The organism is Streptomyces ovatisporus, from assembly GCF_042653885.1.
Taxonomy (GTDB): domain Bacteria; phylum Actinomycetota; class Actinomycetes; order Streptomycetales; family Streptomycetaceae; genus Streptomyces; species Streptomyces ovatisporus.
This window is the reverse complement of record NZ_JBHSFH010000003.1, coordinates 1-24,843: the sequence shown is the minus strand read 5'-3', so window position 1 is coordinate 24,843 and position 24,843 is coordinate 1. Positions and strand designations below refer to the sequence as shown.

Here is a 24,843-nt window from a genome sequence, read left to right as displayed (position 1 = left end):
ACGGGCCTCTTGACGAGGTCCGTGGCAGCGGCGGTGTTCCGGGAGTCCGCGACCAGCCGGGTGCCGGCCGGGCCGGTCAGCCCGGGGCGGCTGCCGCCGCGGCCGTCCTCCCGGTGCCGCCGCGTTCGCCGGACGCGCCCTGCAGGGCCCGTTGGGCGAAGTGCGCGAACGTCAGGCCGAAGGCGGCCCACAGCACCAGCTGCACGGCGAGCGCCGAGACGCGGAACCGCCAGAGCAGCAACGCCGGGAAGTGCTCCGGCAGTTCACTCATGGACGGCAGGAAGGCGTAGGCGATCCCCACGGCTGCGGCGAAGCCGAGGCAGGCGACGACGGTCGCGTACCAGTTGCCCAGCCGCGGAGCCAGCCGCCTGCCCGCGATCGTCGCCGCGACCGCCAGCAGCACACCGAGGACCACCATGAGGAAGAACAGCGCGGTGCGCTTGTCGAGGCTGGCCGGGTCGCCCACCGAGGGCGGATTGGCCGGGTACTTCAGGAACGGCACGAGGTAGACGCTCACGAACGCCGCGCCGGCGAGCAGCAGCGCCGTGGCGCGCGGGCTGAGGCCGCCCACCCGTCCCAGCGCGAAGCTGAAGACGAGCGAGGCGATGCCGCCGACGGCGACGCCGTAGACGAGCACGCCGGTGGCCAGTCCGGCGGTGGACTGCACGGAACGGCTGACGACTTCCGGGCCGTGCTCGTGCGCGTGTGTATGGGCTTCCTCGTACGCGATGGCGGCGTCGATCTGCGGCTCACCGAGGAAGTAGGCCGTGACCAGGGCGAACACGCCTGCGACGAGACCGGCGAGCATGCCGCGTACGAGGAGAACCCGCACTGTCGAGGAGTTCAAGGTGTGCTTCCTCCCCTGTCAGTGGCAGGGGAAGCCGAGAAGGTGGCGTCCGTCGTGGACCCACTCGTGCACGCCGGTTCCGGCGAAGACAGAGGTGGCACCCTGCTCCGCGCCGACGAAGTAGAGCGCGATCAGCGTCAGAAGCCCGAAGAAGACGGCCCACGGCAGGATCGTCCTGACCGGCAGGGGAGCCGGGACTGCGGTGGGGGTGCCGGTGGACGGCGGGGCGATGGACTGTGCCATGACATGACCTCCTGCTGGGAACTCGCGTCCCTGTTGGTGGAGCCCGTGACGGCACGGCGGGTCTGACTCGTCCCGCCCGTACGCTGCGCGCGGCAGCGATCCGGAAGGGGCATACAGTGGCGCGACCGCGCCGGATTCCCACCGGCTTCCGCCCTGCCGTCGATACCTGCGGAAGGTACCGCGAGGGGGGCTGCCCGGCCAAGGCCGCACGCGGTGCCGGAGAGCGGTCCGCCTGTTCAACTCCCTTGTGCAGGGCTTCAGTTCGCGGTGGAGGAGGGGAAGATGACCAGCCGAGTGACTTTGATCTCGCCCGCCCGCAGCGAAGCGTCGGACGAGTTCCGCTTCGACTCGGGCAGCGGACTGACCGCGGCGGGCCTGCAGTCCGCGTCCGCGGCGGCCGGGACTCTTCCGGCGGCTCCGCCCGTACGCCATTTCGCCTCCCCGGTGCGGCGCTGCGAGCAGACGGCCGGTGCACTGGGTCTGCCCGTGGTCCCGGCGCCGCAGGCAGCCGGATGTGCGATGGGCCGCTGGCGGGGGAGGACTCTCGACGAGGTCACGGCAGCCGAGCCGGAAGGCGTGGGACGCTGGCTGTCCGATCCCGGGAGCGCGCCCCACGGGGGCGAATCCGTACGGGAGTTGTGCGCCCGGGTGGAGGAGTGGCTGACGGAACTGGCGGCACGGCCCGGCCGGGTGCTGGCCGTGGTGGAGCCCGACGTCGTGCGCGCGGCGGTGCTGTGCGCGCTGGGCGCGCCGGCGCAGGGCCTGTGGCGGGTGGACGTCGAACCGCTGACCGCGACGGAGTTCAGCGGCAGAGCCGGGCGATGGAACGTCCGCACGGGGACGCCGCTCGGTCCTCGCTGACCGCCGGCCGCCGGGCGCCCGCTCTCACCCCCGCCCGGCGGGAGGGTCGGCGAGCACACTCTCCAGCAGGCCCGTGGCCTGCCCCACCTCGATGAGATAGCCGTCGGGATCCCTTGCGTAGCAGCGCAGTTCGGCTCTGCGGTCGAGGGGTGCCGTGACCGAGTGCTGCGTGCGGGCTGTTTCCGCAGCGTATGGACGGAGCCGCGGGCACCGGCGCAGGAACACGCGTCACGAACCCAGGTGCGCCCGTACCCGCGCGGCCTTCACCGCCTTGTACAGGCTGTCCTTGTCGTAACCGCCGCGGTGCCGGCGCCCGTTGACGAAGAACGTCGGCGTGCCGGAGACGCCGCTCTCGTCGGCGGAGTCGAGGTCCTCCACGATGCGGTCCTGGCCGACGCGGTCCCGCAGGTCCTCCCGGAAGCGGTCGGTGTCCAGCCCGAACGCCTCCGCCTGCCGCACCAGGTCCGGCACCCGCAGCCGGTCCTGGTGCGTGAGCAGCCACTCGTGCATCTCCCAGAACGCGCCCTGCGCGGCGGCGGCCTCGGCGGCTTCGGCACCGAGCTGCGCGTTCGGATGCACGTCCGTCAGCGGCAGGTGACGCCACACGTGCCGGACGTCGTCGTGCTCACCGAGCAGTTCTCGGACGACAGGGTCCGCGCCGCTGCAGTAGGGGCATTCGTAGTCGCCGTACTCGAGGATCGTCACGACGGCCTTCGCGGGGCCCCGTACGTGGTCGCGTTCCTCGTCGACGACCGAGGCCAGGTCGACGACGGGGTCGGACAGGCCCAGCAGGGCCCGGCCCCGGAGCCGGTGCGGCAGCAGCGCCGTCGCCCTCGACAGCCCCCAGGTGAGGGCCGACGCGCACAGCGCCGCACTGAGTACGCCGATCTTCGCCTCCTCCAACTCCGTTCCGCGGAAGGCCAGTCCGGCGATCAGCAGCGAGACGGTGAAGCCGATGCCGGCGATCGTGCCGCCGCCCGCCGCGGCGGCCCAGCCCACCGGCGGGCGCAGCCGGCCACGGCTGAGCCGGGTCACGAGCCAGGAGACGCCGACGATGCCGACGGGTTTCCCCAGCACGAAGCCGCAGAGGATGCCGTAGGTGAGGGGAGAGGTGAAGGCGCGTGAGAGGAGCTCCTCCGTCAGCGGGACCCCCACATTGGCGAGGGCGAACAGCGGCACGATCATGTAGCTCGTCCACGGGTGGAAGACCTCCTGCAGACGTTCGTTCGGCGAGATCGCGGCCGTCAGCCCCACCCGCGCCGTACGGGCCAGCTCCCCCGTGGGCTGCTCGCGGAAGAGCCGGAAGAGGCCGCTCGCCCGCTCCAGGTCGCCGCGGGACGCCGGATAGGCGTACGTGAGCAGTCCCAGCACCAGACCCGTGGTGACCGGATCCACCCCGGACTCGAACATCGCCACCCACAGGGCCACGCCCAGCACCGCGTACACGAGACCCGAGGTCACACCGGCAGCGCGGACGAGGAGCACCACCGCGAAGATGACGCACGCCGTCAGCAGCGGGCCGCGGGCGATCTGTTCGCTGTAGACGAGGGCGATGACCGCCAGGGCGATGACGTCGTCCACGACGGTGAAGGTGAGCATGAACGCCCGGAGCCGCCTCGGGAAGCGCGGCCCGACCAGGGCCAGCATGCCCAGCGCGAAAGCCGTGTCCGTCGACATCGCGGTGCCCCACCCCTGTGCGGTGGGGCGTCCCGCGTTGAAGGCCAGGTAGATCGCGACGGGCACGGCCATGCCGCCGATCCCGGCGAGGACGGGCAGGGTGACGCGGCGGCGTTCCCGCAGGTCGCCCATGTCGAACTCGCGGCGCGCCTCCAGCCCGACCACGAAGAAGAAGAACGTCATGAGCCCGCTGTTGACCCAGCCGTGCAGGTCGAGCGAGATCCGTGCGTCGGAGAGGCCGACGTAGAGCCGCGTCGCCCACAGGCGCTCGTACGACGCGAAGTCGAGGTTCGCCCAGACGAGTGCGGCCAGGGTCGCACCCAGCAGCATCGCTGCGCTGCCGGTCTCGGTGCGCAGGAAGCGGCGCAGTGGGCGCTGGAGCGTCGCCCAGTGGCTCCGTTCGGTCTGCCCCGTGCGGGGCCCCCGGGACTCGTTCATCCGGCAAGTCTGCCCCGGGGGCGACGAGGCGGCCCAGCACCCCGGACGTGCGTCGCGCCTGGTGCCGGCGGCGGTGCGGCCACGGGGCCGGGTCTCGCGGCCTCACTCACGGCCGCCCGGGGTCAGGGGGTCTTCTTCCCCATCAGCGCGACGAACTCCTCCGGTTCGGCGTCGAAACCGCGGACGCCCGCCCGCAGCTCCCACTCCCCGGATTCGAGGCGGCAGAACTCCGCGACGATCGCGGCGGTGGCGCCGGCGACGCCCGCGAAGTCGTCGTCCGCCAGCTGCGTGTAGCCCTCCGCGACGGACACGGCGGTGTTGGGTACGTCGCCGAACGTCATCCGTCCGCCGCTCTGCTGGATGACGACCCCCACGATCACCCGCGTGTAGGTGGGGGCGAGCCGCTCCAGTTCGAGCGTCATGGCCTCGTCGGGTCCGAAGCCCTGCCCGGTACGGCTGTCCCGGTTGAGGGTGATCGTGCCGTCGGGTGAGCGGCTGTCGAAGGTGACGAGGTAGGCGGGCTTTCCGTACGGATCGTCAGCCGTGTACGTGGCGGCCACGAGGTCGAGATCGTGCACTGGTGCACCGATGGGACTGGGGTCCCACTTCAGAGCCACCCCGACCTTTCCGAGTCCCTTGCTGATGCTCACAAACGTCCCTTCCTCCGTGCGGATGTGGCGGGAAGCGACCGCGCTCACATGCTCAACTGTACTGGCGGAGGACTCAGTTGGAACGCGGTCAAGGGAGTCCGGCGCAACCCCGGGCACGTCCCGGCCCGATGGAGGCGCACGGTGGCCGAAGAAGCTCCGCCCGCCCTGGTGGTGGGCGGTACGGGCATGCCGGCGGCCGTCGTGCGGGGCGTGCGCCTCGACGCCCTCGACCGTGAGCCGGCGCGTCAGGCCGTGGCCGAGCGCTCGTGACTCTGCGCCTCCAGGCGTTCCGGCGCCGCCCGCATCAGCCGTGCCCTTGGGCACGTCGTTTGGATCTTCGCGGGCTCGCGACGCCCGGCCCGCCCATCTGCTGCGTTGTCGGAGTCGCCCGAGTACGCCCAGTACGAGGGCGATCCTCCGCCTGGCATCTGGACGCACCGGACGCCGCTCGCCGACCCACGAAGATCCAAACGACGCACCCTAGGTGGAAGTAGTACTGGACGAGACGGAACGAGACCCCGGAGGCGGCGGCGACACGGCAGCCCCACGCTGCCCGGGCCGAGGGAGAATGGGGACATGACCGAACGCAAACCACCGGGCGTCAGCTTCGAGTCCTGGGTCGACCGGCAGATCCGCGAGGCCGAGGAGCGGGGCGCCTTCGAGGGGCTGCCGGGGCGGGGAAGCCGCTCCGGGACGCGAACGCCCCGTACGACGAGACGTGGTGGCTGAAGCAGAAGATGCGCGACGAGGGCCTGTCGCACCTGCCGCCGACCCTCGCACTGCGCAAGGAGGCCGAGGACGCGCTGAGGGCTGCCTCGCGCGCTCGGTCGGAGAAGGAGGTGCGGCGGATCGTGGAGGGGATCAACGAGAAGATCCGTGAGGCGATCCGCCGCCCGCTGTCGGGCCCGCCGCACAATCTGGTGCCGTACGACGTGGACCGCGTCGTCGCCGAATGGCGCGGTGAGGGCGAGGCGCAGGACCGGGGCGACTGAGCGAGGGGACCCGCGGCGCACCCGGAGACCCCGTCCACCGGCCGGAGACCCCGTCCACGGCCGGGGCCCCCGCGCTCGGCGGGGGCCCCGGCGGCTCCGAGGGTGGAGTCGCGGCGGCTACGGCAGCAGCGAACGCACCAGCCTGCACGTCGTGTTGGACGGCGGATGCACGCCGATACGGGCCGCCGTGCGCCGTATCGTGTGGTCCCGCGCCTGCCCCGGTGTGTAGACGCCGGAGTCGAGCAGGGCGATGGCGAGGCGCATCGCCTTCAGCTGGCGGTTGTGCGAGATGTACCACTCCCGGGGGCGGCCGGCGGGCAACCGCTTCTTCGGCAGCGGCACTTGAGCGTGGGACGTCGGCACGGGGAGCGGCAACGGGATCGTCAGGGTGCTCGCTGCGGTCATCGGCGACCTCCAAGAGTGTCGTGATCCGCCTGGCCTCTGCACCAGGATTCTGTCATCAGAATACCCGTCGGCACTGACAATCGAACGCCCCAACGTCCCTGGTGAACACGGAAATTGGGGCCGGTGTGTTCGATTTTTTGGGTGTGGTGCGAGGCGGCTTCCCGTCACCGCTGCGGCACCGCTGCGGCAGCGGTCAGGCAGCGGCGTGAGAACGGCGTCCCGGCGCGGGCTGCGACGCAGGCTCCTCCTTCGGCAGCGGCATTCCGAAGTCCCGCAGCACCTCACTCGCCGCGCGCCGCCCTGAGACGAGCGCGCCCTGAGCCGTGCTGGTGTCACGGTGCTCGCCGCACACGTACAGGCCGGAGAGCACGCGCACCGGCCGGCGCATGTCGTGCGGAGCCGGCATGGCGGGTACGGCCCGTGCGTCGTGGTGGGCCGCCAGCAGGGTCCAGCGGTCGGCGGGTATGCCGTGCAGGGTGCCGAGTTGGGGACGGGAGGCCTTGTCCAGGACGGTGACCGGGTCGGCGGCGGCCTGTCCGAGCACGACCGAGGTGATCAAGGTCCTTCCCGGCTCCGCTCTCGTGGGGTCGACGGCGGAGGCGGCCCAGGTGTGCGAGACCGGCCCGTGCCGGTCCGCGTCGCCGTCCACCAGCAGGGAGGGCGACAGCGGCAGCGGTTCGTCGACGGCGTGGTGCAGCACGGTCATGGGGTGGAAGCCGGGCACGCGGAGACCGGGCAGCAGCTCACCCGCGTCGGCGGCGTCGGTGGCCACCACGACGGCGCGGCAGGCGAGCGTGCCGTGGTCCCGGGTCGTGACGGAGTTCGTGGTGACGGACACGGCGTGCACGTCCGTACGAATCGTGCCCGGGGGCAGTTCTGCGGCCAGCAGATCGGGCACTGCCGCCATGCCCCCCGCGGGCACGCAGCAGCCGCCCCGCACGAACCCGCGCAGCGCCAGGTCGGCGACCCTGCTGGAGGTCGTCAGGCCGGGGTCCGAGAGCAGCGCCGCGAGCAGCGGACGTACGAGGGAGCCGACCGTACGGGCGGGCAGGCCGCGGGTGGACAGGGCCTGGGCGGCGGGGAGTTCGGTGCGGGCCAGCAGCCGGTCGGACGGTACGGCGGCGAACCTGGCCAATGCGTTGCGCAGCCGGGCGGTGTCGAGGGCGCCCGTCACGGCGGCGCGGCTGCGTGCGCTGGTGAGGGCGCGCGCAGTGGTGAGTGCGCCCCTCGTGCGCCGCCGATCGGTACGTTCCGTCCGCGCGGCCCGTTCCGCCCGTGCGACGGGCTCGGAGCGGTCCGCGTGCGCGTCGGCCCGTCCCGTGAGTCCCGTGCGTCCCGTACGGACACCGGGCGGCGCCGCAGCACCCGCGGCCGTGGCTGCGGCGGCGTCCGGCGTGCCGGTGCGCTGTGCCGGGGCGGAGCGGGCCGCGCGGCGGCCGTTCAGGCGTTGCAGGTCGCCGACGCGGTGCGTGCGGCCGTCGGTGCGCAGCAGCGCGCCCGGCGCGAAGTGCCGCAGCTCCAGTTGCGCCAGCGCGGGCAGCCGCGCGAACTCGGGCCAGGCGGGGCACAGCAGTCGTCCGCTGCGGTCCAGCAGGTAACCGTCGACGCGTTCCGTGGCCATCCTGCCGCCCACCCGGGGCGTGGCTTCCAGGACGGTGACGTGCAGCCCGGCCCGGGTCAGGTGGTGGGCTGCCGCGAGCCCGGCGAGACCCGCGCCGATGACGACGACATCGGCGTCCGGGGTGTGCGGCGGTCCGGAGCGTGCAGTGTCGCTGGAGTGCACGGTGCCTCCCGTGGTCGGCGCGCGGTGCGGGGGCCGTCCTGCGGTCGTCCTGCCCCGAACCAGCGCGAGTGAACCGTGGAGTTCAGGACTCTACGCAGCGGTCAGGTTGCGGTCAGTGGCACACGGGCAGAGCACGGACGCACGCCGGTCGCACACCGCTTCGGTGCGCAGCCGCAGCACGTCGCGGACGCCTCGCCGTGCGGTGCCCTGCCCCGGGTGCAGGCCCCCGGCCTTCCGCAGAGCTCTGCCCCGGGTCCCTGCCCGCCTGCGCGGACGCCCGTGCGTACTGTCAGCGCAGTGCGGCGCGTACCGCGTCATCGATGTTCGAAAACGCGAATCTGAAGCCCGAGTCCAGCAATCGCTTCGGCAGGACCCGCTGGCTGCCCAGCACGTCCCCGGCGAACTCGCCGAGTGCCGCCTTCAGCACCGGCGCGGGTACCGGGAACGGCGTCGGACGGTGCAGGACACGGCCCATCGCGGCGGTCACCTCGCGGTTGGTGACGGGCTCCGGCGAGGTCAGGTTGAACGGCCCGGACAGGTCCTCGTGGTCCAGCAGGTGACGCAGGGCGGCGATGTGGTCGTGCAGTGCGATGTGGCTCCAGTACTGGGTCCCGTCGCCGAGCCGCCCGCCGAGGCCGGCCTTGAAGATCGGGAAGAGCCGCCCCCACGCTCCGCCGCCGCGTGCGACGACCAGGCCGGTGCGTGCGTAGACCGTGCGGATTCCGGCCTCCTCCGCGGCGGCCGCCGCCTCCTCCCATTCCTGGCAGACGTCGGGCAGGAAACCCTCACCGGGCGGTGCGCTCTCGTCGACGGCGCGGTCGCCCGTCTCGCCGTAGTAACCGATCGCCGTGCCGACGATCAGGGTGCGCGGCGGCTCGTCGAGGGACGCGAGCGCGTCCGCGAGGGCGGCGGTGCCCAGCACCCGGCTGTCGCGGATCTCCTTCTTGTACGCGGGTGTCCAGCGGCGGTCGCCCACACCCGCGCCCGCAAGGTGGACGACGGCGTCGCAGCCGGCCAGACCCTCCACCTGCACGTACTGGCCCTTGGGGTCCCACCTGACCTCGGAGGGCGGCCGTTCCGCGCTCCCCGCCGGCGAGCCGCCTGTGCTCCCGCCTTCCGGAGCGGGACGTCCGGCCGCCGCCGCGCCCTCGTAGCGCCGGGCGTCCTGCGAGGAGCGCCGCACGAGCCGGACGATGTCGTGCCCGTCCGCGCGGAGCGAGCGCGTGAGAGCCGTGCCGATGAGGCCGGTGGAACCGGTGACCGCGATACGCATGAGGTCATCCTGCCGTCTGGGACCGCCATGCTGAAGCGCCGGGCACGGGCCATCTGCGGGGACTTGGGGCGGACGCGGTCCGGCCGGGAAACCGGTGGCGGCGTGCGGGCCGCCGGTGCAGGGTTGCGCGCATGCCGTCCACGCAAGCCATGCCGGCGACACCGGCCGTACGCGCAGCGACCCACGCCGACGAAGACCCGCTCGCGGAGCTCGACAGGCGCTGCTGGTCGAGGCTCCACTCCGTCCAGCCTCCGCCCCGCCCGCCGTACGCGCCCTTCTTCGACCCGGCGCATCTGCCCGCGCATTACCTCGTCGCGGAACTGGCCGGTCCGGGCGTCGTCGGCTATCTGCGGCTCGTACCGCCCACGGACCTTGCGAGCAACGCGCACGTCCGGCAGATACAGGGCCTCGCCGTCGATCCCGCCGCCCGCGGGCGCGGCGCCGGTCACGCCCTGCTGGAGGCCGCATGCGAACGGGCGCGCGGGGAGGGCGCACGGCGGATCACGCTGCGCGTGCTCGCGCACAACGCGCCTGCCCGTCGGCTCTACGAGGCGGCGGGCTTCGCCGTGGAGGGCGTACTGCCGGGGGAGTTCCTGCTCGACGGCGAGTACGTGGACGACGTCCTGATGGGGCGTCGGCTGGACGCCGTCTGACGGCCGGAGCCCAGCCCGACGGCCCCATTCCGCGTTCCGCGTTCCCCATTCCGCGTTTCGCGTTTCGCCGGGGCTGAGCGCCCTGCGCGTCCTGCGCTCCTGCGTGTTCCCGCCCTCCGCCGCTGGTCAGCCGCGGAAGCGGTCCCAGAGCTTGGGCAGCCGCTCGGCGAGTGCCTCGTCGTCCTCCAGGTCGAGGGCGACGCCCGTCGGGTCCTCGGGTGTTTCCGGCAGACCCAGGTCCGGCATGATCACGCCGGTGAGCTGCTCGTACGCCTCGTCCGCGGCGTATCCCAGGTCCTCTGCGTCGCCGTCCAGCTCCTCGTCGAACCCTTCGAGCACGTCGGCCAGGGAGTCGGCGTCGTGCGCCGCGTGTTCGAAGACCTCACGGCCCTGGCCGATGAGCCAGCAGCGGAACGAGTCGAACGCGTCGTCGCTGACGCCGTCGAGCAGGATCCACGCCGCGGCCCACAGATCCCACTGGCTCGCCCGGTTGTAGCGGGACTCGAAATGCCGGGCGAAGAACATCACGGCTTCCGGATCGAGCCGGGTCAGCCGCTCGATGAGCAGGTCGGCCTGCTCCTCGGGGTCGCCCTCGGCGTCCTCGCGGGTGGAATCGATCAGCGCCCAGAACTCGGTCTCGTCCATCACGAACACAGCATCCGCCTTGTACCCGCCCGACGCACGCGGACTCCCTCGGATGCCGCCTTGTCGTTACCAGGGCGCGTCAAGAGCTCAATGTGTGGTTGTTGTGACCATCCCACGGAACAGCCTTCACCGCAGGTTCGGGGGCGAGCAGCGGTGCGACCGAGAAAGCACGACAGGAGATGTCCGGTATCCGTGCGAACGTGCTGGGCACAGGAGATCCCGTACAGCCTCCGCCGCACTCCGCGTGCCGTACGCCGTGAGCCGTACGGCACGGGCGCCGGGGCCGTACGCACCGGAGGGACACAGGAATGAGCAATGCATCGCCGCTGACCGGCAAGGTCGCACTGGTGGGGGGCGCCACGCGAGGCGCGGGCCGCGCCATGGCCGTCGAACTGGGCAGGGCGGGCGCCACCGTCTACGTGACGGGCCGCACCACCCGCGAACACGTCAGCGAGATCGGCCGCGCGTCCGAGACCATCGAGGGCACCGCCGAACGGGTCGAGGAGGCGGGCGGCCGGGGCGTCGCCGTGCCCACCGACCACCTCGAACCCGGGCAGGTGAAGGAGCTCGTCGAGCGGATCGACCGCGAGCAGGGGCGTCTCGACGTGCTGGTCAACGACATCTGGGGCGGTGACCACCTCGTCGAGTGGGACAAGAAGATGTGGGAGCACGACCTGGACGCGGGACTGCGCATCCTGCGGCTCGCCGTGGAGTCCCACATCGTCACCAGCCGGTACGCCATCCCGCTGCTCATCCGCCGCCCCGGCGGCCTGGTCGTCGAAGTCACCGACGGGACCGCGGAGTTCAACACCCGTTACCGCAAGCCCTTCTACTACGACCTGGCGAAGTACGGTCCGCTGAGAATGACGGTGGGACTGGCGGAGGAGCTGCCCGAGCACGGCGCGACCGCGGTCTGCGTCACGCCGGGCTGGCTGCGGTCGGAGTTCATGCTCGACACCGCGTTCAAGGTGACGGAGGAGAACTGGCGTGAAGGCACCGCCCAGGACCCGCACTTCGCCATCTCGGAGTCGCCCACGTTCGTCGGGCGGGCCGTCGCGGCGCTGGCCGCAGATCCCGACGTGGCCCGCTTCAACGGCCGGTCGCTCTCCAGCGGCGGCCTCGCCCAGGAGTACGGATTCACCGACGTGGACGGGTCGGCCCCGGACGCCTGGCGCTACATCACGGAGGTCGAGCAGGAAGGCAGGCCGGCCGACGTCACCGGCTACCGCTGATCCGTGACCGGGAGGTCCTCCCGGGCGGCAGGGGCCGCGTCCGGCGCTTCCGGGGCGTGCCCGACGTCTTCGTAGAGCGCGGCCATGCGGCGTGCCGCGCCCGCGAACCGGGCCCGGAGCGCGAGGGGTTCGAGCACCTCGCACTCCGGGCCGAGGGCGAGCAGCTGGGAGTGGGCGACGTCCAGCGACTCCACGGCCAGTACGACCCGGACGTCGTCGTCCTCCCCGGGCCCGCCGGCTCGGGGACGCCCGTCGCCCCGTGCACCTTCGGCCTGTTCGGCCTGTTCGGCCTGTTCCGCTTCCTCCGCGTCCCCCGCGTCCTCCGCGCGCCCGGCGTCGCCGTCCGCCCGCGGCAGCGGCTCCGCCTTCGCCAGTGCCTCCTCAGCGGCCCTCCGGTCGGTCACATGCCGCAGCCTCCGCCTCCCGGCGGGCGTCAGCCTCAACACGACCTCGTCCCGCAGGATCGACCGGGCGAACGCCGCGGACCGCTCCTCCCAGAAAGCGGGCAGGTCGAAGTCCTCGTCCCGCTCGAAGCGTCCGCCTCCCGCCACGACGTCCGCGACCCGGTCCACCCGGTACACGCGCCGGTCGCCCCCGTCGGCCACCCGGGCCGCCAGATACCAGACGCCGGCCTTCAGCACGAGTCCGTACGGTTCGAGCTCGCGTTCCACGTCGTTCCCCCGGCGCCGGTAGCGCACGCGCACGCGCCGGTCGTCCCAGACCGCCTCCGCCAGCGCCGGCAGCTGCTGCGGCGGTTCCTCCGGCGCCTGCCACCAGCCGGGGGCGTCGAGATGGAACCGCTGGGCCGCGGTGTGCGGGGCGTCGCTCAGCTCCGGCAGCAGCGCCGCGGAGACCTTCAGCCGCGCCGCGGACGCCGCGTCCGCGAGCCCCATGTCCCGCAGCGCGGACGGCACCCCGGAGAGGAAGAGGGCCTCGGCCTCGCTGCGCGCGATCCCCGTCAGACGGGTCCGGTAACCCCCGACGAGGCGGTAGCCGCCGCTGCGTCCGCGGTCCGCGTAGACGGGGACACCGGCCTCCGACAGCGCCAGCACGTCGCGGGAGACCGTGCGCTCCGACACCTCCAGCTCCGCGGCGAGTTCGGCGCCTGTCATCGCACTGCGGGTCTGGAGCAGCAGCACCATTCTGATCAGCCGGGACGCGCGCATGGCAGCATTCTGCCGCCGGCACCCGGCGGCGGGAACCGCCGTGCCGGGCGGCTCCCGCGCCGTCCGGGAGGGGACGCGGGAGCCGCCCGTGCGGGCCGGGTCGTCAGGCCGTGGCGAAGCCGTACGTCTCCGACGCCTTCCGTACCGTCTCGCGCTTGACCTCGCCCCGCCGTGCCAGCTGTGCCAGCGCCGCCACGACGACCGACTCGGCGTCCACGCCGAAGTACCGGCGTGCCGCCTCGCGGGTGTCGGAGAGCCCGAAGCCGTCGGTGCCCAGCGACGTCCAGTCCTGCGGCACCCACTGGCTGATCTGGTCCGGGACGGCCCGCATCCAGTCGCTGACGGCGAGCACCGGCCCGGGGGCGTCCTCCAGCACCCGCGTCACGTACGGAACGCGGTCCTCGCCCCGCAGCCGCGCCGCGTCGCACTCCAGAGCGTCCCGCCGCAGCTCGTTCCAGGACGTCGCCGACCACACGTCGGCGCGCACCTCCCACTCCTCGGCCAGCATCCGCTGCGCCTCCAGCGCCCAGTGGACGGCGGTGCCGCTGGCCAGCAGCTGGACGCTCGGGGAGTCCGGGCGGGGCGAGGTGCCCTCCTTGAAGCGGTAGAGGCCCTTGAGGATGCCTTCCTCGACCTCCTCGCCCTCCGGCCTGGGCGGCTGCACCTTCGGCTCGTTGTAGACCGTCAGGTAGTAGACGACGTCCTCGTGCGCGGCCGGGTCCGGACCGTACATGCGGCGCAGCCCGTCCTTGACGACGGCGCCGACCTCGTAGGCGAACGCGGGGTCGTACGTGACGACCGCCGGGTTGGTCGAGGCCAGCAGCGGCGAGTGGCCGTCGGCGTGCTGCAGGCCCTCGCCCGTCATGGTCGTACGTCCGGCCGTCGCGCCGATGACGAAGCCGCGGCCCAACTGGTCGGCCAGCGACCAGAACTGGTCGCCGGTGCGCTGGAAGCCGAACATCGAGTAGAAGATGTAGAAGGGGATCATCGGCTCGCCGTGCGTGGCGTACGACGTGGCGGCGGCCGTGAAGTCGGCCAGCGAACCGGCCTCCGTGATGCCCTCGTTGAGGATCTGCCCGTCCGACGCCTCCTTGTAGTACAGGAGTTGGTCGCGGTCGACGGGGTCGTAGTTCTGGCCGAGCGGTGAGTAGATGCCGGCCGACGGGAACAGCGACTCCATCCCGAAGGTGCGTGCCTCGTCCGGCACCACCGGCACCCACCGCCTGCCGCTCTCCTTCTCCTTCATCAGGTCCTTGACCAGCCGCACGAACGCCATGGTCGTGGCGATCTCCTGGCTGCCCGAGCCCTTGTCCAGCGCGGTGAACGGCTTCGCCGCCGGCTCCGGAAGACCCACCGGGTGCACCTTGCGGGCGGGTGCGGGACCGCCGAGCGCGGCGCGGCGCTCCTGGAGGTAGCGCACCTCGGGGGAGTCGGGGCCGGGGTGCACGTACGGCACCAGCTCGTCGTCCAGCCTGCTGTCGGGGATGGGCAGTTCGAGCAGGTCCCGCATCGCGCGGAACTCCTTGCCCGAGAGCTTCTTCATCTGGTGGTTGGCGTTGCGGGACTCGAAGCCGGGGCCCAGCGTCCAGCCCTTCACGGTCTGCGCGAGGATCACGGTCGGGGCGCCCTTGTGCTCGACGGCCGCCCTGTAGGCCGCGTACACCTTGCGCGGCTCGTGCCCGGCACGTGAGCCGTGGAAGCAGGCGGTGATCTTGTCGTCGCTCAACAGTCGTGCCATCTCGGCGAGTTGCGGGTCCGCGCCGAAGAAGTGCTCGCGGATGTAGGCGGCGTCGCGGGTGGCGTACGTCTGGAACTGGGCGTCCGGCACCTCGCGGAGGCGTTTCACCAGGGCGCCGGCGGTGTCCAGCTGGAGCAGTTCGTCCCAGGCGGTGCCCCAGAGGGACTTGACCACGTTCCAGCCCGCGGCGCGGAACTGCGCCTCCAGCTCCTGCACGACCCTGAAGTTGGCGCGTACGGGCCCGTCCAGGCGCTGGAGGTTGCAGTTGACGACGAAGGTGAGGTTGTCGAGCTGCTCGCGCCCGGCGAGGGCGAGGGCAGCGGTCGACTCGGGCTCGTCCATCTCGCCGTCGCCGAGGAAGGCCCACACGTGGGAGCCGGAGGTGTCCTTGATGCCGCGGTTGGTCAGGTAGCGGTTGAACCGCGCCTGGTAGACGGCGTTGATCGGGCCGAGGCCCATGGAGACGGTCGGGAACTCCCACAGCCACGGCAGGCGGCGGGGATGCGGGTAGGAGGGCAGACCTCCGCCGGCGGCCTCCTGCCGGAAGCGGTCGAGGTCGGCCTCCGTGAGCCGTCCGTCGAGGAAGGCGCGGGCGTAGATGCCGGGGGAGGCGTGGCCCTGGATGTAGAGCTGGTCGCCCGAGCCACCGGCCTGCGCGGCGCCGAGGCCGTCCTTGCCGCGGAAGAAGTGCTGGAAGCCGGTCTCGTACAGCCACGCCGCGGAGGCGAAGGTCGCGATGTGCCCGCCCAGGCCGTACCGGCTGCCGCGGGTGACCATCGCGGCGGCGTTCCAGCGGTTCCAGGCAGTGATGCGGGACTCCATCGCCTCGTCACCGGGGAAGTCCGGTTCGGCGGCGGTGGGGATGGTGTTGACGTAGTCCGTCTCCAGGAGCCGCGGCACGCGGAGCCCGCTGTCCCGGGCGTGGTCCAGAGCCCGGCGCACGAGGTACGCGGCCCGCTCGGGACCCGCGTGCGTGGTCACTGCGTCCAGCGAATCCCGCCACTCGGCGGTCTCCTGCGGGTCGCGGTCCGGGAGCTGGTCGAGCTCGCTCGGCTGGTTGCGTGCGGGACGGGGCATGGTGGCCACCTTCCGTACGGGCGGACTGGGGGGTGAGGGGAACAGGGCGGGCCCCCTGAAGGGGCAGGACAGGGCGGCCCGGCAATCGGACTGTACTCCGGCGATCGATGATCGATCAAAGCTTCCAGTGAAATTGGCATTCCGTGCCACGAAAGTCGGCACGCGGTGACGGGTGGTGCTTGGGGTGGTCGGCTGGGTGGGTGTGGGTGCGGGTGCGGGTGCGGGGTGGGGGTGCCGGTCGGTGTCGGGGCGGCGCCGGGACCTGCGGTCCGGACGGGCATACGGGGACGGCATGATTTACGGACCGCGCCACCGGAAGAATTGTCCTCAGGCCGACGGAGCGGGCGCGGTCCGCAAATCACGCTTGAGTGTCCCCGTACGCCCGTCCTCCCCTCCGGCCCCGGCGCCTCGCGTCCGGCCTGTTCGGCCCCGGCGCCTCGCGTTCGGCCTGTCCGGTCTCGGTGCCTCGCGTTCGGCCTGTTCGGTCTCGGTGCCTCGCGTTCGGCCTGTTCGGTCTCGGTGCCTCGCGTTCGGCCTGTTCGGGCTCGGTGCCTCGCGTCCTTCGGCCCCGGCCCTCGCGTTCCGCGTCGGGTTCTGGTCGGGGGCAGGCAGGTGGTCCCGGTTACACGTCGAAGAGGCGTGCCGCGTTGTCGTGGCATACGGCGCGGAGCCAGGCCGTGTCCAGGCCCGTCCGTTCGAGAGAGCTGAGCGCCTCGGCGTAGGTGTAGGGGATGTTCGGGAAGTCCGTGCCGAGCAGCACCCGGTCCTGAAGGGCGGCCAGGCGGGGAAGGGCGGTACGGGGGAAGGGGGCGGCGGCCTCGACGAACGAGGTGAAGGCCATGGTCGTGTCCAGCATGACGCGGTCGTACTGCTCGGCCAGGCCCATGAAGTCCTCGTACTCCGGCATGCCCAAGTGTGCGATCACCAGCGGCAGTTGCGGATGCCGGGCGAGCAGCGCGGCGATCGGCCCGGGTCCGGTGAAGGCGCCCGGCGCCGGACCGGACCCGCAGTGCGTCACCACCGGGACCTGTGCCTCGGCCAGCATGCCCCAGACCTCCTTCAGCAGCGGGTCGTTGGGGTCGTACCCGCCGACCTGAAGGTGGCTCTTGAACACCCGCGCCCCCTGGTCGAGGGCGCGGCGCACGTCGTCGGCGGCGCTCGGTTCGGCGTAGAACGTCGCTGTGTGGAGGCAGTCCGGCGTCCGTGCGGCGAAGTCGGCGGACCAGTCGTTGAGCCACCGCGCCATGCCCGGCTTGTGCGGGTAGAGCATCGAGGTGAAGGCCTTCACGCCGAACCCCCGTAGCACCTCCAGACGTTGCTGCTCCTCGTGCCGGTAGTTGACGGGCCAGGGGCGCCCGACGAGGGGGCCTCCCTCGTCGAAGTACGCCCACACCTTGGCCAGTACGCGTTGCGGCATGAAGTGGGTGTGGACGTCGATGAGGGACTCCAGCCCCAACGACGCGCGGAACGCCGCGACTTCGGCCTGCTCTTCCGACTCCTCCGGCACGGACATCCCGGACCTCCCTTCGCCCAGACCCCTGGTTCACGGGGCGGCACCGGCCACCTCATCACAGACACGGTCCGGCCGGTACGCGGCGTCCGCCGGGCGACGGAGCACGGCTGCCCGGCGTGCGGGTCCGGACACTCCGTGGGTGTCACAGCCGGTGTACGCCCTCCCCGCGCAGGGGAATCCCGCGCAGCTTCTGCTTCTGGATCTTCCCCGAGCCCGTACGGGGAAGGGCGTCGACCTGGTCGAAGTGTGCGGGCACCTTGTACTTCGCCAACCGCCCCGCCAGGAACGCCCGCAGCTCCTCCCCCGAGGTCTGCGCACCGGGGCGCAGAGTCACGAAGGCGCGTCCCGCCTGGCCCCACTTCTCGTGCGGAACGCCCACGACTGCGCAGCCCGTCACGGCGGGATGCGCGAACAGAGCGCCCTCGACCTCGGCGGGGTAGACGTTCTCGCCGCCGGAGATGTACATGTCCTTGATCCTGTCGACGATGGACACGTAGCCGTCCTCGTCACGTGTCGCGATGTCCCCGGAGTGGAACCAGCCGCCCTCCGAGAACGCCGCGGCCGTCGCCTCCGGGTCGTTCCAGTATCCGGGGGTGACGTTCGGTCCCTGGATCAGGACCTCGCCGCGCTCCCCGGCCGCCACGTCCGTCAGGTCGGGACGCACCAGCCGCACGTTCACGAAGAACGCGGGCAGCCCGGCCGTGCCGGCCTTGCTGATGCTCTCCGCCGCCTCCAGGAACGTCGCGCCGGGTGCCGTCTCGGTGAGCCCGTAGCCCTGGCAGAAGACCAGCCCCCGCTCCTGGTACGTGCGGATGAGCGCCTCCGGGATCGGGGCGCCCCCCGACATCAGGTTCCGCAGCGAGGAGAGGTCCGCGTCCTTCCAGCGCGGGGACTGGGCGAACGCGGCGAACATGGTCGTCACGCCGAACATCCAGGTGATGCGGTGCTCGGCCATGAGGTCGTAGCAGACGTCGACGTCCCACGACGGCATGATCACGCAGCAGCCGCCCTTGAGGAAGGTGGGAAGCAGCGTCTGGTTGAGAGCAGCGACATGGAACAGGGGGGCGCTGATCAGCGTCACCTCGTCGGAGGCGATGTCGAGGCCCACCATCAGGTTGAGGGTGTTCCAGATCAGGTTGGCGTGGGTGAGCGTGGCGCCCTTGGGCCTGCCGGTGGTCCCGGAGGTGTAGAGGATGAACGCGGCGTCGTCGCGTGCCACGGGGACGTCGGCGGGCTCCGGGTCGCCGGAGGCCAGCCAGGGTTCGTAGTCCTCCTCGCCCGCGGCCGGATCGCGCAGGGCGACGACGGTGCCGATCCCTTCGCGGACGGTGAGTGCGCCGACGGCCTCGGCGCACTCGGGTCCGTGGACGAGCGCGCAGGCCCCGCAGTGGTCGAGCACGTAGTCCAGTTCGCGCGCCGTCAGCCGGAAGTTGAGCGGCACGAAGACGGCGCCGAGCATGTGGGTGGCGAACATCGTCTCGGCGAAGGCCGGATGGTTCACGCCCAGGTATGCGACCCTGTCGCCCGCCCGTACACCGGCGTTCCTCAGCTGCGAGGCCAGCTTCGTGCTGCGCTCGTACACCTCGGCGTAGGTCACCTCGGCGCCCTCGTGGATGAAGGCCGTGCGGCGGGGGGACAGTTGAGCCCGCCGCGCGGGCCACGACCCGATGCCCTCGTTCTGCATCTTCAGCTCCATGGGTTCCTGGCTTCCGGCCGGGTACGGCTGCGCGTGCGTGCCCGGGCCCTCATGGTGAGGGCAGGGGACCGGCGTCGGCGGGACGCGGGGCGCCGGCCGTCTCGGGTTCGTCGCCCAGGTCGTGCCCGCTGGTCTCGCCCAGCAGCAGGATGCTCACCATCGTCAGCGCGCAGAAAGCCGCGATGACCAGCGATACGACGAGGGTGGCGCCGCCGCCGGACGCGCGCTGGACCTCGGCGAAGAGCAGCGGGGCGAGCCCCGCCCCCATTCCGGAGAGCTGGTAGCCGAGCGAGGCCCCCGTGTACCGGTTGCGGGTGCTGAACATCTCCGCGTACAGAGCCGCCAGCGGCCCGTACATCATCGGGTGGATGACGGACTGGCCCAGCACCAGTGCGCAGGTCAGCAGCAGCGCACTCCCGGCATCGACCATCGGGAAGAGCGCGAAGCCGAAGACGGCCATCGCGGCCGCCCCGACGAGGACGACGGGACGCCGCCCCAGCCGGTCCGACAGCGCCGACCACCCGATGATGCCGAAGACCGCGAGCGCGGAGGAGAGGGTGAGCGCGTTGAGCACCGTCTGCCGTTCGTGCCCGGTCTGGACGCCGTGGGCGATGAGAAACGTCATGAGTGTTCCCTGCGCGACGAAGGCCGAGAGTCCCACCCCGACGGCGAGCAGCAGAGTGCGCGGACGGGTCCGCAGAACGTCCAGCAGCGGGAGCCTGATCTCCTTCGCCGGGTCGCGCCGGGACGCGGCGAAGACCGGTGTCTCCTCCACCCGCATCCGCACGAACAGGCCCACCGCCAGCAGCACGATGCTGAGGAGGAAGGGGACGCGCCAGCCCCAGGCGAGGAACGCCTCTTCGCCCACCAGCGCGCCCGTCCCCGTGAGCGCCGCGGTCGAGAGCACCATGCCGCAGGGTGCTCCGGCGTTGGTGAAGCTCGCCCACAGGCCGCGGCGCGTACGGGCGTGCTCGGCCGACATCAGCACGGCCCCGCCCCACTCGCCGCCCACCGCGACGCCCTGGAGCACGCGGAGCAGGACCAGCAGGACCGCCGCCCAGCTGCCGACCTGTTCGTACGTCGGGAGCACGCCGATCAGGAAGCTCACCGTGCCCATGAGGGTCATCGTCAGCACGAGCATGCGTTTGCGGCCCAGCCGGTCGCCGTAGTGCCCGAAGACGACGCCGCCGAGAGGGCGTGCCAGGTAACCGGCGGCGAAGGTGCCGAAGCTGGCGACCGTACCGGCCAGCGGATCCAGATCGGTGAAGAAGACCCTGCTGAAGACCACGGCCGAGGCTGTGGCGTAGAGCAGGAAGTCGTAGTACTCGATCACGCTGCCGAAGAAGCTGGAGGTGACCGCGCGGTGCAGCTGGGTGTTGTCGGGAGGTGGTGTTGCGGATTTGGCCATGACTGCCGTCCCGTGTCCGTCGCGAGCGTCCGCTTCAACGGGAGGGCTCGCGTGTGGTGTTGCTGCGGTGACCGTGACTGCGACCGTGAGCGTGAAGCTCAGGCGTAGTGCCGGTAGAGGGCCCGGCCGACACAGGCGGGCTTGTCCGAACCGTCGTTCTCCACTGCGAAGTCGAGCTCCATCTGGACCCCGCCCTCGCCCACGTCCTCCACGGCGCCGACCCTGCCCGTCAGCCGGATCTTGCTGCCGACGGGTACGGGGCTGGGGAAACGCACCTTCCCCAGGCCGTAGTTGACGCTCATCGAGACGCCGGTGATCTGGAGGAGCTCGGTGAAGAGGGGGATGACCAGCGAGAGGGTCAGGTAGCCGTGTGCGATCGTACGGCCGAAGGGTCCCTCCTCCGCTCTGGCCGCGTCGACGTGTATCCACTGGTGGTCGCCCGTCGCGTCGGCGAAGGTGTTCACGCGTTCCTGCGTGATCTCCAGCCAGTCGCTGCCGCCCAGGTCCGTTCCGGCCAGCGCCTTGAGTTCCTCGATGCCGTGTGCGGTGGTGGTCATGCGCCTTCTCCCTCCACTCGTCGCGCTGACGGCCCGGTGAGGCCGAGCAGCCTTGCCGCGTTCTCCTTGAGGATCTTGGGGCGTACAGCGGGTTTGATCTCGAGCTTGCCGAAGTCGGCCAGCCAGCGGTCGGGTGTGATGACCGGGTAGTCAGAGCCGAAGAGGACCTTGTCCTTGAGCAGGCTGTTGGCGTACCGGACGAGCTGCGGCGGGAAGTACTTGGGCGACCAGCCGGACAGGTCGATGTGGACGTACGGCTTGTGCGTGGCGACTGCCAGCGCCTCGTCCTGCCAGGGGAAGGAAGGATGCGCGAGGATGATGCGCAACTCCGGGAAGTCCACGGCGACATCGTCGACCAGCATCGGGTTCGAGTACTTCAGCCGGATCCCCCCGCCCCCCGGGACGCCCGCGCCGATGCCGGTCTGGCCGGTGTGGAAGAGGGCCGGTACGCCCAGCTCCTCGATCGCCCCGTACAGCGGGTAGGCCATGCGGTCATCCGGTGAGAAGCCCTGGACGCTCGGATGGAACTTGAAGCCCCGCACGCCGCAGACCTCCACGAGCCTGCGTGCCTCGCGTACGGCGGCCCTGCCCTTCCAGGGATCGACGCTCGCGAACGGGATCAGCACGTCGGAGTGCGCGGCGCAGCTCTCGGCGATCTCTTCGTTGGAGATGCGGGGATGACCGGTCGCGTGCTCGGCGTCCACGGTGAAGACGACCGCGGCCATGCTGCGTTCCCGGTAGTAGGCGGCCATCTGCGGGATCGTGGGCTGCCGTTCGGTGTGCGACTTGAAGTATTCGGCGGAGGCGCCCAGGAGTTCGGGACTCAGCGAGCCGTGACCGTCGGCCGACACCTCCGCGTGGGTGTGGACGTCGATCGCCGTCAGCTTCTCGACGTCGATGCGGGATCCGGACGCGCCGCCGTTCACTGTCGCTCCTGGGGCGGCCGGGGTGCGGGGATGCCGTAGGTCTCCGGCTCTGAGCCGAGCCCGGCCGCCCATGCCCCGGCTATGGAGTCGGCGTCCCAGCCGCCGTCGGCGTACGCCGCCGGTGCCTTCTCCTGCGGGTGCGCCCACAGCGTGAGCTTGTCGCCCCCGATGCCGATCGCCTGCCCGGTCACCTCACTCGCGGCGTCGGAGGCGAGGAAGACCACCAGGGGCGCGGCATCCTGCGCCGTCCCGAACCCCTCGTCCCTGCGGAGCCAGCCGGGCAGCGGATCCCCGGTCTTCTCCGCCTCCTCGATGAGGGGCGCGAAGGCCGGGATCGTCCTCGTCATCTCCGTGGCCGCCACGGGCACGACCGCGTTGGCGGTGATACGGGCGCGGGCCAGTTCGAGCGCCCAGGTACGGGCCATGGCCACGATCCCCGCCTTGGCGGCCGCGTAGTTCGTCTGCCCGAAATTGCCGCGTTGGCCCGCCGGTGAGGAGACCAGGATCAGCCGGCCTCCGGTGTCCTGTTCGCGCATGCGGACGGCGGCCGCACGGGCGCATGTGAACGTGCCGCGGAGGTGCACGTCGATCACCGCGTCGAAGTCCTCGTCGGACATCTTCCACAGCACCCTGTCCCGCAGGATGCCCGCGTTGGTGACCATGACGTCGAGCCGCCCGTACGTCTCGACCGCCGTCTCCACGAGGGCGTTCGCGGTTGCGGTGTCTCCGACGGGCGCGACGACGGCCACCGCCGAACCGCCCGCGTCCGTGATCTTCTTGACCGCTGCTTCGGCGGCCGTGGCGTCGACGTCGTTGATCACGACGGACGCTCCGGCGGCGGCGAGCGCCTCCGCGTAGGCGAGGCCGAGGCCCCGTCCGCTGCCGGTGACGACGGCGGACTTCCCGGACAGGTCCATGACTGTGTACCTCTCTCGGTGCGTCTGTACGCCAGGAACGTAAGGCTGTCTTGTGACGCTCGTCAATAATGTGCACAACATCGAGCGGCGCGGCTACGCTCTTGCGTGTGACGCTCAGCAGTGAAGAGGACCAGGGCCGGAGACCGTCGGTGCGCCCGCAGTCCCTGATGTTCAGCTTTCTCGGCATCTACGTCCTCGGGCGCGGCACGGGCGTCTACTCGGGCAGCATCATCGACGTCTTCGCCCGGGTCGGGGTCTCGGAGGAGGCCGTGCGCTCGACCCTGGCCCGCATGGTCAAGCGGAACCTGCTGGTGCGCCACCGGCACGGCCGCAAGGTGTACTTCGCGCTCACCCCCCACGCGGAGGAGGTGCTCCAGGACGGCCACCGCCGCATCTGGGAGACGGGCGCCGTCAACCGCGACTGGGACGGCAGCTGGACGCTCGTGGGGTTCTCACTGCCCGACAGCCGCCGCCGCGAGCGGCACGATCTGCGCTCCCTGCTGACCTGGGAAGGGTTCGGGCCGCTCCAGAGCGGACTGTGGATCGCACCGGGCGAGAAGGACGCCGTGGCGATCCTCGCGCCGCTCGGCCTCGACGGACACGTGACGGTGCTGAAGGCGGAGGCGGCGAAGCCCACCGAGGCCGCCGACCTCGTACGGAAGGCCTTCGACACCTCGGCCATCGCCGACGGCTACCGGGCCTTCCTGGCGTGCTGGGACACCGGCAGTCCGTCGCCTTCCGCACCCGACGACCTGGCCCGGCAGCTCATGCTGCACACCGACTGGCTCCAGCTGGTCCGCCAGGACCCCCATCTGCCGGCCGGGCAGTTGCCGCAGGACTGGCCCGCCATCAGGGCGGAGAAGTGCTTCCGCTCCCTCGCGCGGAAGTACGAACCGGTCGCCCGGCGTATCGCGGAGGAAGTGCTGGACGTGCTGGACCTCAGCTGAGAGGGGCCTTGCCCACCTCGGATCCGGCCGTCGACCTCACGTCCGTGCCGGTGCCGTCGCCCGCGTCGCGCGGCGCGGGAGCGCAGCCGAGCACGTGCGCCTTGACCAGTTCGGCGATGCGCGGATCCCGGCGCCGGAACGCTTCCATCACGGCCTCGTGCTCCTCCGCGTAGGACTGCTGCACCGTGCCCAGCCAGCGGATCGACAGCGCCGTCCACACCTCGATGCCCAGCGACTCCCACGTGTGCAGCAGCACGCTGTTGCCCGCGGCGCGCACCATCTCGCGGTGGAACGCCACGGTGTGCCGCACCTGCGCCTCTCCGTCCCCGGTGCGGTCGGCCTCGTACAGCGCCTCGACGTGCGGCCGGAGCGCCGACGCGTCGCCCGCGAGGCGCGGGGCCGCCAGCTCGGCGGCGATCTGCTCCAGGCCCGCCCGTACGGGGTAGATCTCCTCCAGGTCGGCGGCCGACAACTCCCGTACGCGCACACCCTTGTTCGTCACCGACTCGATCAGCCGCAGCGCCTCCAGCTCGCGCAGCGCCTCCCGCACGGGTGTCTGGCTGACCTCCAGCTCCACCGCGATCCGCCGCTCCACGATCCGCTCGCCCGGTTGCCACCGGCCGCTGACGATGCCCTCCACGATGTGCTCGCGGATCTGCTCACGCAGTGAATGCGCGAGGGGCAGCGGGGAGGGGGTCGAAGTCACAGGCGCGGCCTCCTTCTGAGCGGGGCTCTCGGTGGTTCCCGGGCGGTTTCTCCCGGCGGTCGTCGGCTTCCGGTGCTCCGGCTGCCCTGACAGGTTCTGCCGGGTGCGGCAGGTTCTGACAGGTCCGGGCGGGTCCGGGCGGGTGCTGACGGGTCCCGGCGGGAGAGGTGCCTCGACAATACGGCCCCGCAGGTGACGAGAGCGCCTCGTACGGGTGTGGTCTTCACCGCGCCCGCGGCAGCTCCGCCCTGCCGTGACCCGGACACGGAGGTCACCGCGCCCAGCCGGCGACGGCGACCACCTCAGCGGCGACGTCCACGACGGAGCGTCCATGACGGGAGCGTGCCGGTGCGGGGCCGCGGGCCGCGATCCGGCGGGTCCTCGGGGTGCGACAGCCCTACACGGCGGACGACTTGACCGCGCCGACGAACGCCGCCCAGGAGGTCGTGGAGAGAAGCAGCGCGGGACCGTCGGGGTCCTTGCTGTCCCGCAC

Annotated in this window: 23 protein-coding genes and 2 pseudogenes; 6 read left to right on the top strand and 19 right to left on the bottom strand. The window is 71.8% G+C overall.

The genetic code is table 11. From position 1 onward, the window contains the following. Nucleotides 1-76 precede the first annotated feature (76 nt). Both ACFPA8_RS01900 and ACFPA8_RS01895 read right to left on the bottom strand, forming a co-directional pair. Complete coding sequence (locus tag ACFPA8_RS01900; RefSeq protein ID WP_386441245.1) at nucleotides 77-847, bottom strand: CbtA family protein; 771 nt, start codon at nucleotides 845-847, stop codon at nucleotides 77-79. An 18-nt stretch (nucleotides 848-865) separates the two neighbouring features. Continuing rightward, nucleotides 866-1,090 (bottom strand): CbtB domain-containing protein, encoded by a 225-nt coding sequence (locus tag ACFPA8_RS01895; RefSeq protein ID WP_386441242.1) that lies wholly within the window; start codon nucleotides 1,088-1,090, stop codon nucleotides 866-868. Nucleotides 1,091-1,372: 282 nt separating this feature from the next. On the opposite strand from ACFPA8_RS01895, the gene ACFPA8_RS01890 reads away from it, so the two are divergent. Then, nucleotides 1,373-1,951: a histidine phosphatase family protein gene (locus ACFPA8_RS01890; protein ID WP_386441239.1), complete on the top strand. Its 579-nt coding sequence runs from the start codon at nucleotides 1,373-1,375 to the stop codon at nucleotides 1,949-1,951. Nucleotides 1,952-1,975: 24 nt separating this feature from the next. Here the strand turns inward: ACFPA8_RS01890 and ACFPA8_RS01885 are convergent. The 3 genes and pseudogenes from ACFPA8_RS01885 to ACFPA8_RS01875 form a co-directional block, all read right to left on the bottom strand. After that, a pseudogene (locus tag ACFPA8_RS01885) lies at nucleotides 1,976-2,110 on the bottom strand (VOC family protein); the annotation flags it as partial. Nucleotides 2,111-2,179: 69 nt separating this feature from the next. Continuing rightward, nucleotides 2,180-4,066, bottom strand: coding sequence for a Na+/H+ antiporter NhaA (gene nhaA, locus ACFPA8_RS01880; RefSeq protein WP_386441236.1), 1,887 nt, complete (start codon nucleotides 4,064-4,066; stop codon nucleotides 2,180-2,182). 122 nt (nucleotides 4,067-4,188) lie between these two features. Next, entirely contained in the window at nucleotides 4,189-4,716 is a 528-nt protein-coding gene (locus ACFPA8_RS01875) for a TerD family protein (RefSeq protein WP_386441233.1), read from the bottom strand. A 141-nt stretch (nucleotides 4,717-4,857) separates the two neighbouring features. Here ACFPA8_RS01875 and ACFPA8_RS01870 point away from each other — a divergent pair, with 141 nt between their 5' ends. Beyond that, nucleotides 4,858-4,986 carry a hypothetical protein gene (locus ACFPA8_RS01870; protein WP_386441230.1) on the top strand — a complete coding sequence of 43 codons (129 nt, stop codon included), beginning with the start codon at nucleotides 4,858-4,860 and terminating at the stop codon, nucleotides 4,984-4,986. Between the two features lie 306 nt (nucleotides 4,987-5,292). Then, a pseudogene (locus ACFPA8_RS01865) lies at nucleotides 5,293-5,708 on the top strand (DnaJ family domain-containing protein). Between the two features lie 117 nt (nucleotides 5,709-5,825). Here the strand turns inward: ACFPA8_RS01865 and ACFPA8_RS01860 are convergent. The 3 genes from ACFPA8_RS01860 to ACFPA8_RS01850 form a co-directional block, all read right to left on the bottom strand. Beyond that, nucleotides 5,826-6,113, bottom strand: coding sequence for a hypothetical protein (locus ACFPA8_RS01860; RefSeq protein WP_386441227.1), 288 nt, complete (start codon nucleotides 6,111-6,113; stop codon nucleotides 5,826-5,828). Nucleotides 6,114-6,306: 193 nt separating this feature from the next. Then, nucleotides 6,307-7,896: an FAD-dependent oxidoreductase gene (locus tag ACFPA8_RS01855; protein ID WP_386441225.1), complete on the bottom strand. Its 1,590-nt coding sequence runs from the start codon at nucleotides 7,894-7,896 to the stop codon at nucleotides 6,307-6,309. Between the two features lie 289 nt (nucleotides 7,897-8,185). Continuing rightward, the gene (locus tag ACFPA8_RS01850) at nucleotides 8,186-9,169 is read right to left on the bottom strand and encodes a TIGR01777 family oxidoreductase (protein ID WP_386441222.1); all 984 of its coding nucleotides are present in this window, start codon (nucleotides 9,167-9,169) and stop codon (nucleotides 8,186-8,188) included. A 131-nt stretch (nucleotides 9,170-9,300) separates the two neighbouring features. On the opposite strand from ACFPA8_RS01850, the gene ACFPA8_RS01845 reads away from it, so the two are divergent. Beyond that, complete coding sequence (locus ACFPA8_RS01845; protein ID WP_386441219.1) at nucleotides 9,301-9,822, top strand: GNAT family N-acetyltransferase; 522 nt, start codon at nucleotides 9,301-9,303, stop codon at nucleotides 9,820-9,822. A 126-nt stretch (nucleotides 9,823-9,948) separates the two neighbouring features. Here the strand turns inward: ACFPA8_RS01845 and ACFPA8_RS01840 are convergent, their stop codons facing one another. Continuing rightward, a complete protein-coding gene (locus ACFPA8_RS01840) occupies nucleotides 9,949-10,467 on the bottom strand; it encodes a DUF4240 domain-containing protein (RefSeq protein ID WP_386442755.1) in 519 nt (172 codons plus the stop codon). Nucleotides 10,468-10,775: 308 nt separating this feature from the next. Here ACFPA8_RS01840 and ACFPA8_RS01835 point away from each other — a divergent pair, with 308 nt between their 5' ends. Continuing rightward, nucleotides 10,776-11,699, top strand: a complete 924-nt coding sequence (locus ACFPA8_RS01835) for an SDR family oxidoreductase (protein ID WP_386441216.1) — start codon at nucleotides 10,776-10,778, stop codon at nucleotides 11,697-11,699. Here the strand turns inward: ACFPA8_RS01835 and ACFPA8_RS01830 are convergent. The 8 genes from ACFPA8_RS01830 to ACFPA8_RS01795 form a co-directional block, all read right to left on the bottom strand. Further along, a complete protein-coding gene (locus tag ACFPA8_RS01830) occupies nucleotides 11,690-12,865 on the bottom strand; it encodes a helix-turn-helix transcriptional regulator (RefSeq protein ID WP_386441213.1) in 1,176 nt (391 codons plus the stop codon). The two genes, ACFPA8_RS01835 and ACFPA8_RS01830, sit on opposite strands and share 10 nt — an antisense overlap. A gap of 103 nt (nucleotides 12,866-12,968) precedes the next feature. Then, a complete protein-coding gene (aceE, locus tag ACFPA8_RS01825; protein ID WP_386441210.1) occupies nucleotides 12,969-15,680 on the bottom strand; it encodes a pyruvate dehydrogenase (acetyl-transferring), homodimeric type in 2,712 nt (903 codons plus the stop codon). Nucleotides 15,681-16,302: 622 nt separating this feature from the next. Next, nucleotides 16,303-17,193 carry an amidohydrolase family protein gene (locus tag ACFPA8_RS01820; RefSeq protein ID WP_386441208.1) on the bottom strand — a complete coding sequence of 297 codons (891 nt, stop codon included), beginning with the start codon at nucleotides 17,191-17,193 and terminating at the stop codon, nucleotides 16,303-16,305. Between the two features lie 142 nt (nucleotides 17,194-17,335). Beyond that, nucleotides 17,336-18,877, bottom strand: coding sequence for an acyl-CoA synthetase (locus tag ACFPA8_RS01815; RefSeq protein WP_386442752.1), 1,542 nt, complete (start codon nucleotides 18,875-18,877; stop codon nucleotides 17,336-17,338). A 61-nt stretch (nucleotides 18,878-18,938) separates the two neighbouring features. After that, nucleotides 18,939-20,297 (bottom strand): MFS transporter, encoded by a 1,359-nt coding sequence (locus ACFPA8_RS01810; protein WP_386441205.1) that lies wholly within the window; start codon nucleotides 20,295-20,297, stop codon nucleotides 18,939-18,941. Between the two features lie 98 nt (nucleotides 20,298-20,395). Then, nucleotides 20,396-20,854, bottom strand: coding sequence for a MaoC family dehydratase (locus ACFPA8_RS01805; RefSeq protein WP_386441202.1), 459 nt, complete (start codon nucleotides 20,852-20,854; stop codon nucleotides 20,396-20,398). After that, nucleotides 20,851-21,753: an amidohydrolase family protein gene (locus tag ACFPA8_RS01800; RefSeq protein WP_386442749.1), complete on the bottom strand. Its 903-nt coding sequence runs from the start codon at nucleotides 21,751-21,753 to the stop codon at nucleotides 20,851-20,853. Before ACFPA8_RS01800 ends, ACFPA8_RS01805 begins: the two co-directional genes overlap by 4 nt. A gap of 23 nt (nucleotides 21,754-21,776) precedes the next feature. Then, nucleotides 21,777-22,697 (bottom strand): SDR family oxidoreductase, encoded by a 921-nt coding sequence (locus ACFPA8_RS01795; protein WP_386441200.1) that lies wholly within the window; start codon nucleotides 22,695-22,697, stop codon nucleotides 21,777-21,779. Between the two features lie 107 nt (nucleotides 22,698-22,804). Between ACFPA8_RS01795 and ACFPA8_RS01790 the strand changes: the two genes are divergently transcribed. Then, nucleotides 22,805-23,644: a PaaX family transcriptional regulator gene (locus ACFPA8_RS01790; protein ID WP_386441198.1), complete on the top strand. Its 840-nt coding sequence runs from the start codon at nucleotides 22,805-22,807 to the stop codon at nucleotides 23,642-23,644. Here the strand turns inward: ACFPA8_RS01790 and ACFPA8_RS01785 are convergent. Together ACFPA8_RS01785 and ACFPA8_RS01780 are read right to left on the bottom strand one after the other, a co-directional pair. Then, a complete protein-coding gene (locus tag ACFPA8_RS01785) occupies nucleotides 23,637-24,350 on the bottom strand; it encodes a GntR family transcriptional regulator (protein ID WP_386441195.1) in 714 nt (237 codons plus the stop codon). The genes ACFPA8_RS01790 and ACFPA8_RS01785 overlap by 8 nt on opposite strands. Nucleotides 24,351-24,747: 397 nt before the next feature. Beyond that, nucleotides 24,748-24,843, bottom strand: coding sequence for a DUF397 domain-containing protein (locus tag ACFPA8_RS01780; RefSeq protein ID WP_386442747.1), 96 nt, complete (start codon nucleotides 24,841-24,843; stop codon nucleotides 24,748-24,750).

Excerpts from the sequence above, each read along its gene's own strand:
- ACFPA8_RS01795 (WP_386441200.1), bottom strand. The coding sequence starts at position 22,697 with ATGGACCTGTCCGGGAAGTCCGCCGTCGTCACCGGCAGCGGACGGGGC.
- ACFPA8_RS01845 (WP_386441219.1), top strand. The coding sequence starts at position 9,301 with ATGCCGTCCACGCAAGCCATGCCGGCGACACCGGCCGTACGCGCAGCG.
- aceE (WP_386441210.1), bottom strand. The coding sequence starts at position 15,680 with ATGCCCCGTCCCGCACGCAACCAGCCGAGCGAGCTCGACCAGCTCCCG.
- ACFPA8_RS01890 (WP_386441239.1), top strand. The coding sequence starts at position 1,373 with ATGACCAGCCGAGTGACTTTGATCTCGCCCGCCCGCAGCGAAGCGTCG.
- ACFPA8_RS01850 (WP_386441222.1), bottom strand. The coding sequence starts at position 9,169 with ATGCGTATCGCGGTCACCGGTTCCACCGGCCTCATCGGCACGGCTCTC.
- ACFPA8_RS01810 (WP_386441205.1), bottom strand. The coding sequence starts at position 20,297 with ATGGCCAAATCCGCAACACCACCTCCCGACAACACCCAGCTGCACCGC.
- ACFPA8_RS01805 (WP_386441202.1), bottom strand. The coding sequence starts at position 20,854 with ATGACCACCACCGCACACGGCATCGAGGAACTCAAGGCGCTGGCCGGA.
- ACFPA8_RS01830 (WP_386441213.1), bottom strand. The coding sequence starts at position 12,865 with ATGCGCGCGTCCCGGCTGATCAGAATGGTGCTGCTGCTCCAGACCCGC.
- nhaA (WP_386441236.1), bottom strand. The coding sequence starts at position 4,066 with ATGAACGAGTCCCGGGGGCCCCGCACGGGGCAGACCGAACGGAGCCAC.
- ACFPA8_RS01895 (WP_386441242.1), bottom strand. The coding sequence starts at position 1,090 with ATGGCACAGTCCATCGCCCCGCCGTCCACCGGCACCCCCACCGCAGTC.
- ACFPA8_RS01840 (WP_386442755.1), bottom strand. The coding sequence starts at position 10,467 with ATGGACGAGACCGAGTTCTGGGCGCTGATCGATTCCACCCGCGAGGAC.
- ACFPA8_RS01835 (WP_386441216.1), top strand. The coding sequence starts at position 10,776 with ATGAGCAATGCATCGCCGCTGACCGGCAAGGTCGCACTGGTGGGGGGC.
- ACFPA8_RS01820 (WP_386441208.1), bottom strand. The coding sequence starts at position 17,193 with ATGTCCGTGCCGGAGGAGTCGGAAGAGCAGGCCGAAGTCGCGGCGTTC.
- ACFPA8_RS01815 (WP_386442752.1), bottom strand. The coding sequence starts at position 18,877 with ATGCAGAACGAGGGCATCGGGTCGTGGCCCGCGCGGCGGGCTCAACTG.
- ACFPA8_RS01860 (WP_386441227.1), bottom strand. The coding sequence starts at position 6,113 with ATGACCGCAGCGAGCACCCTGACGATCCCGTTGCCGCTCCCCGTGCCG.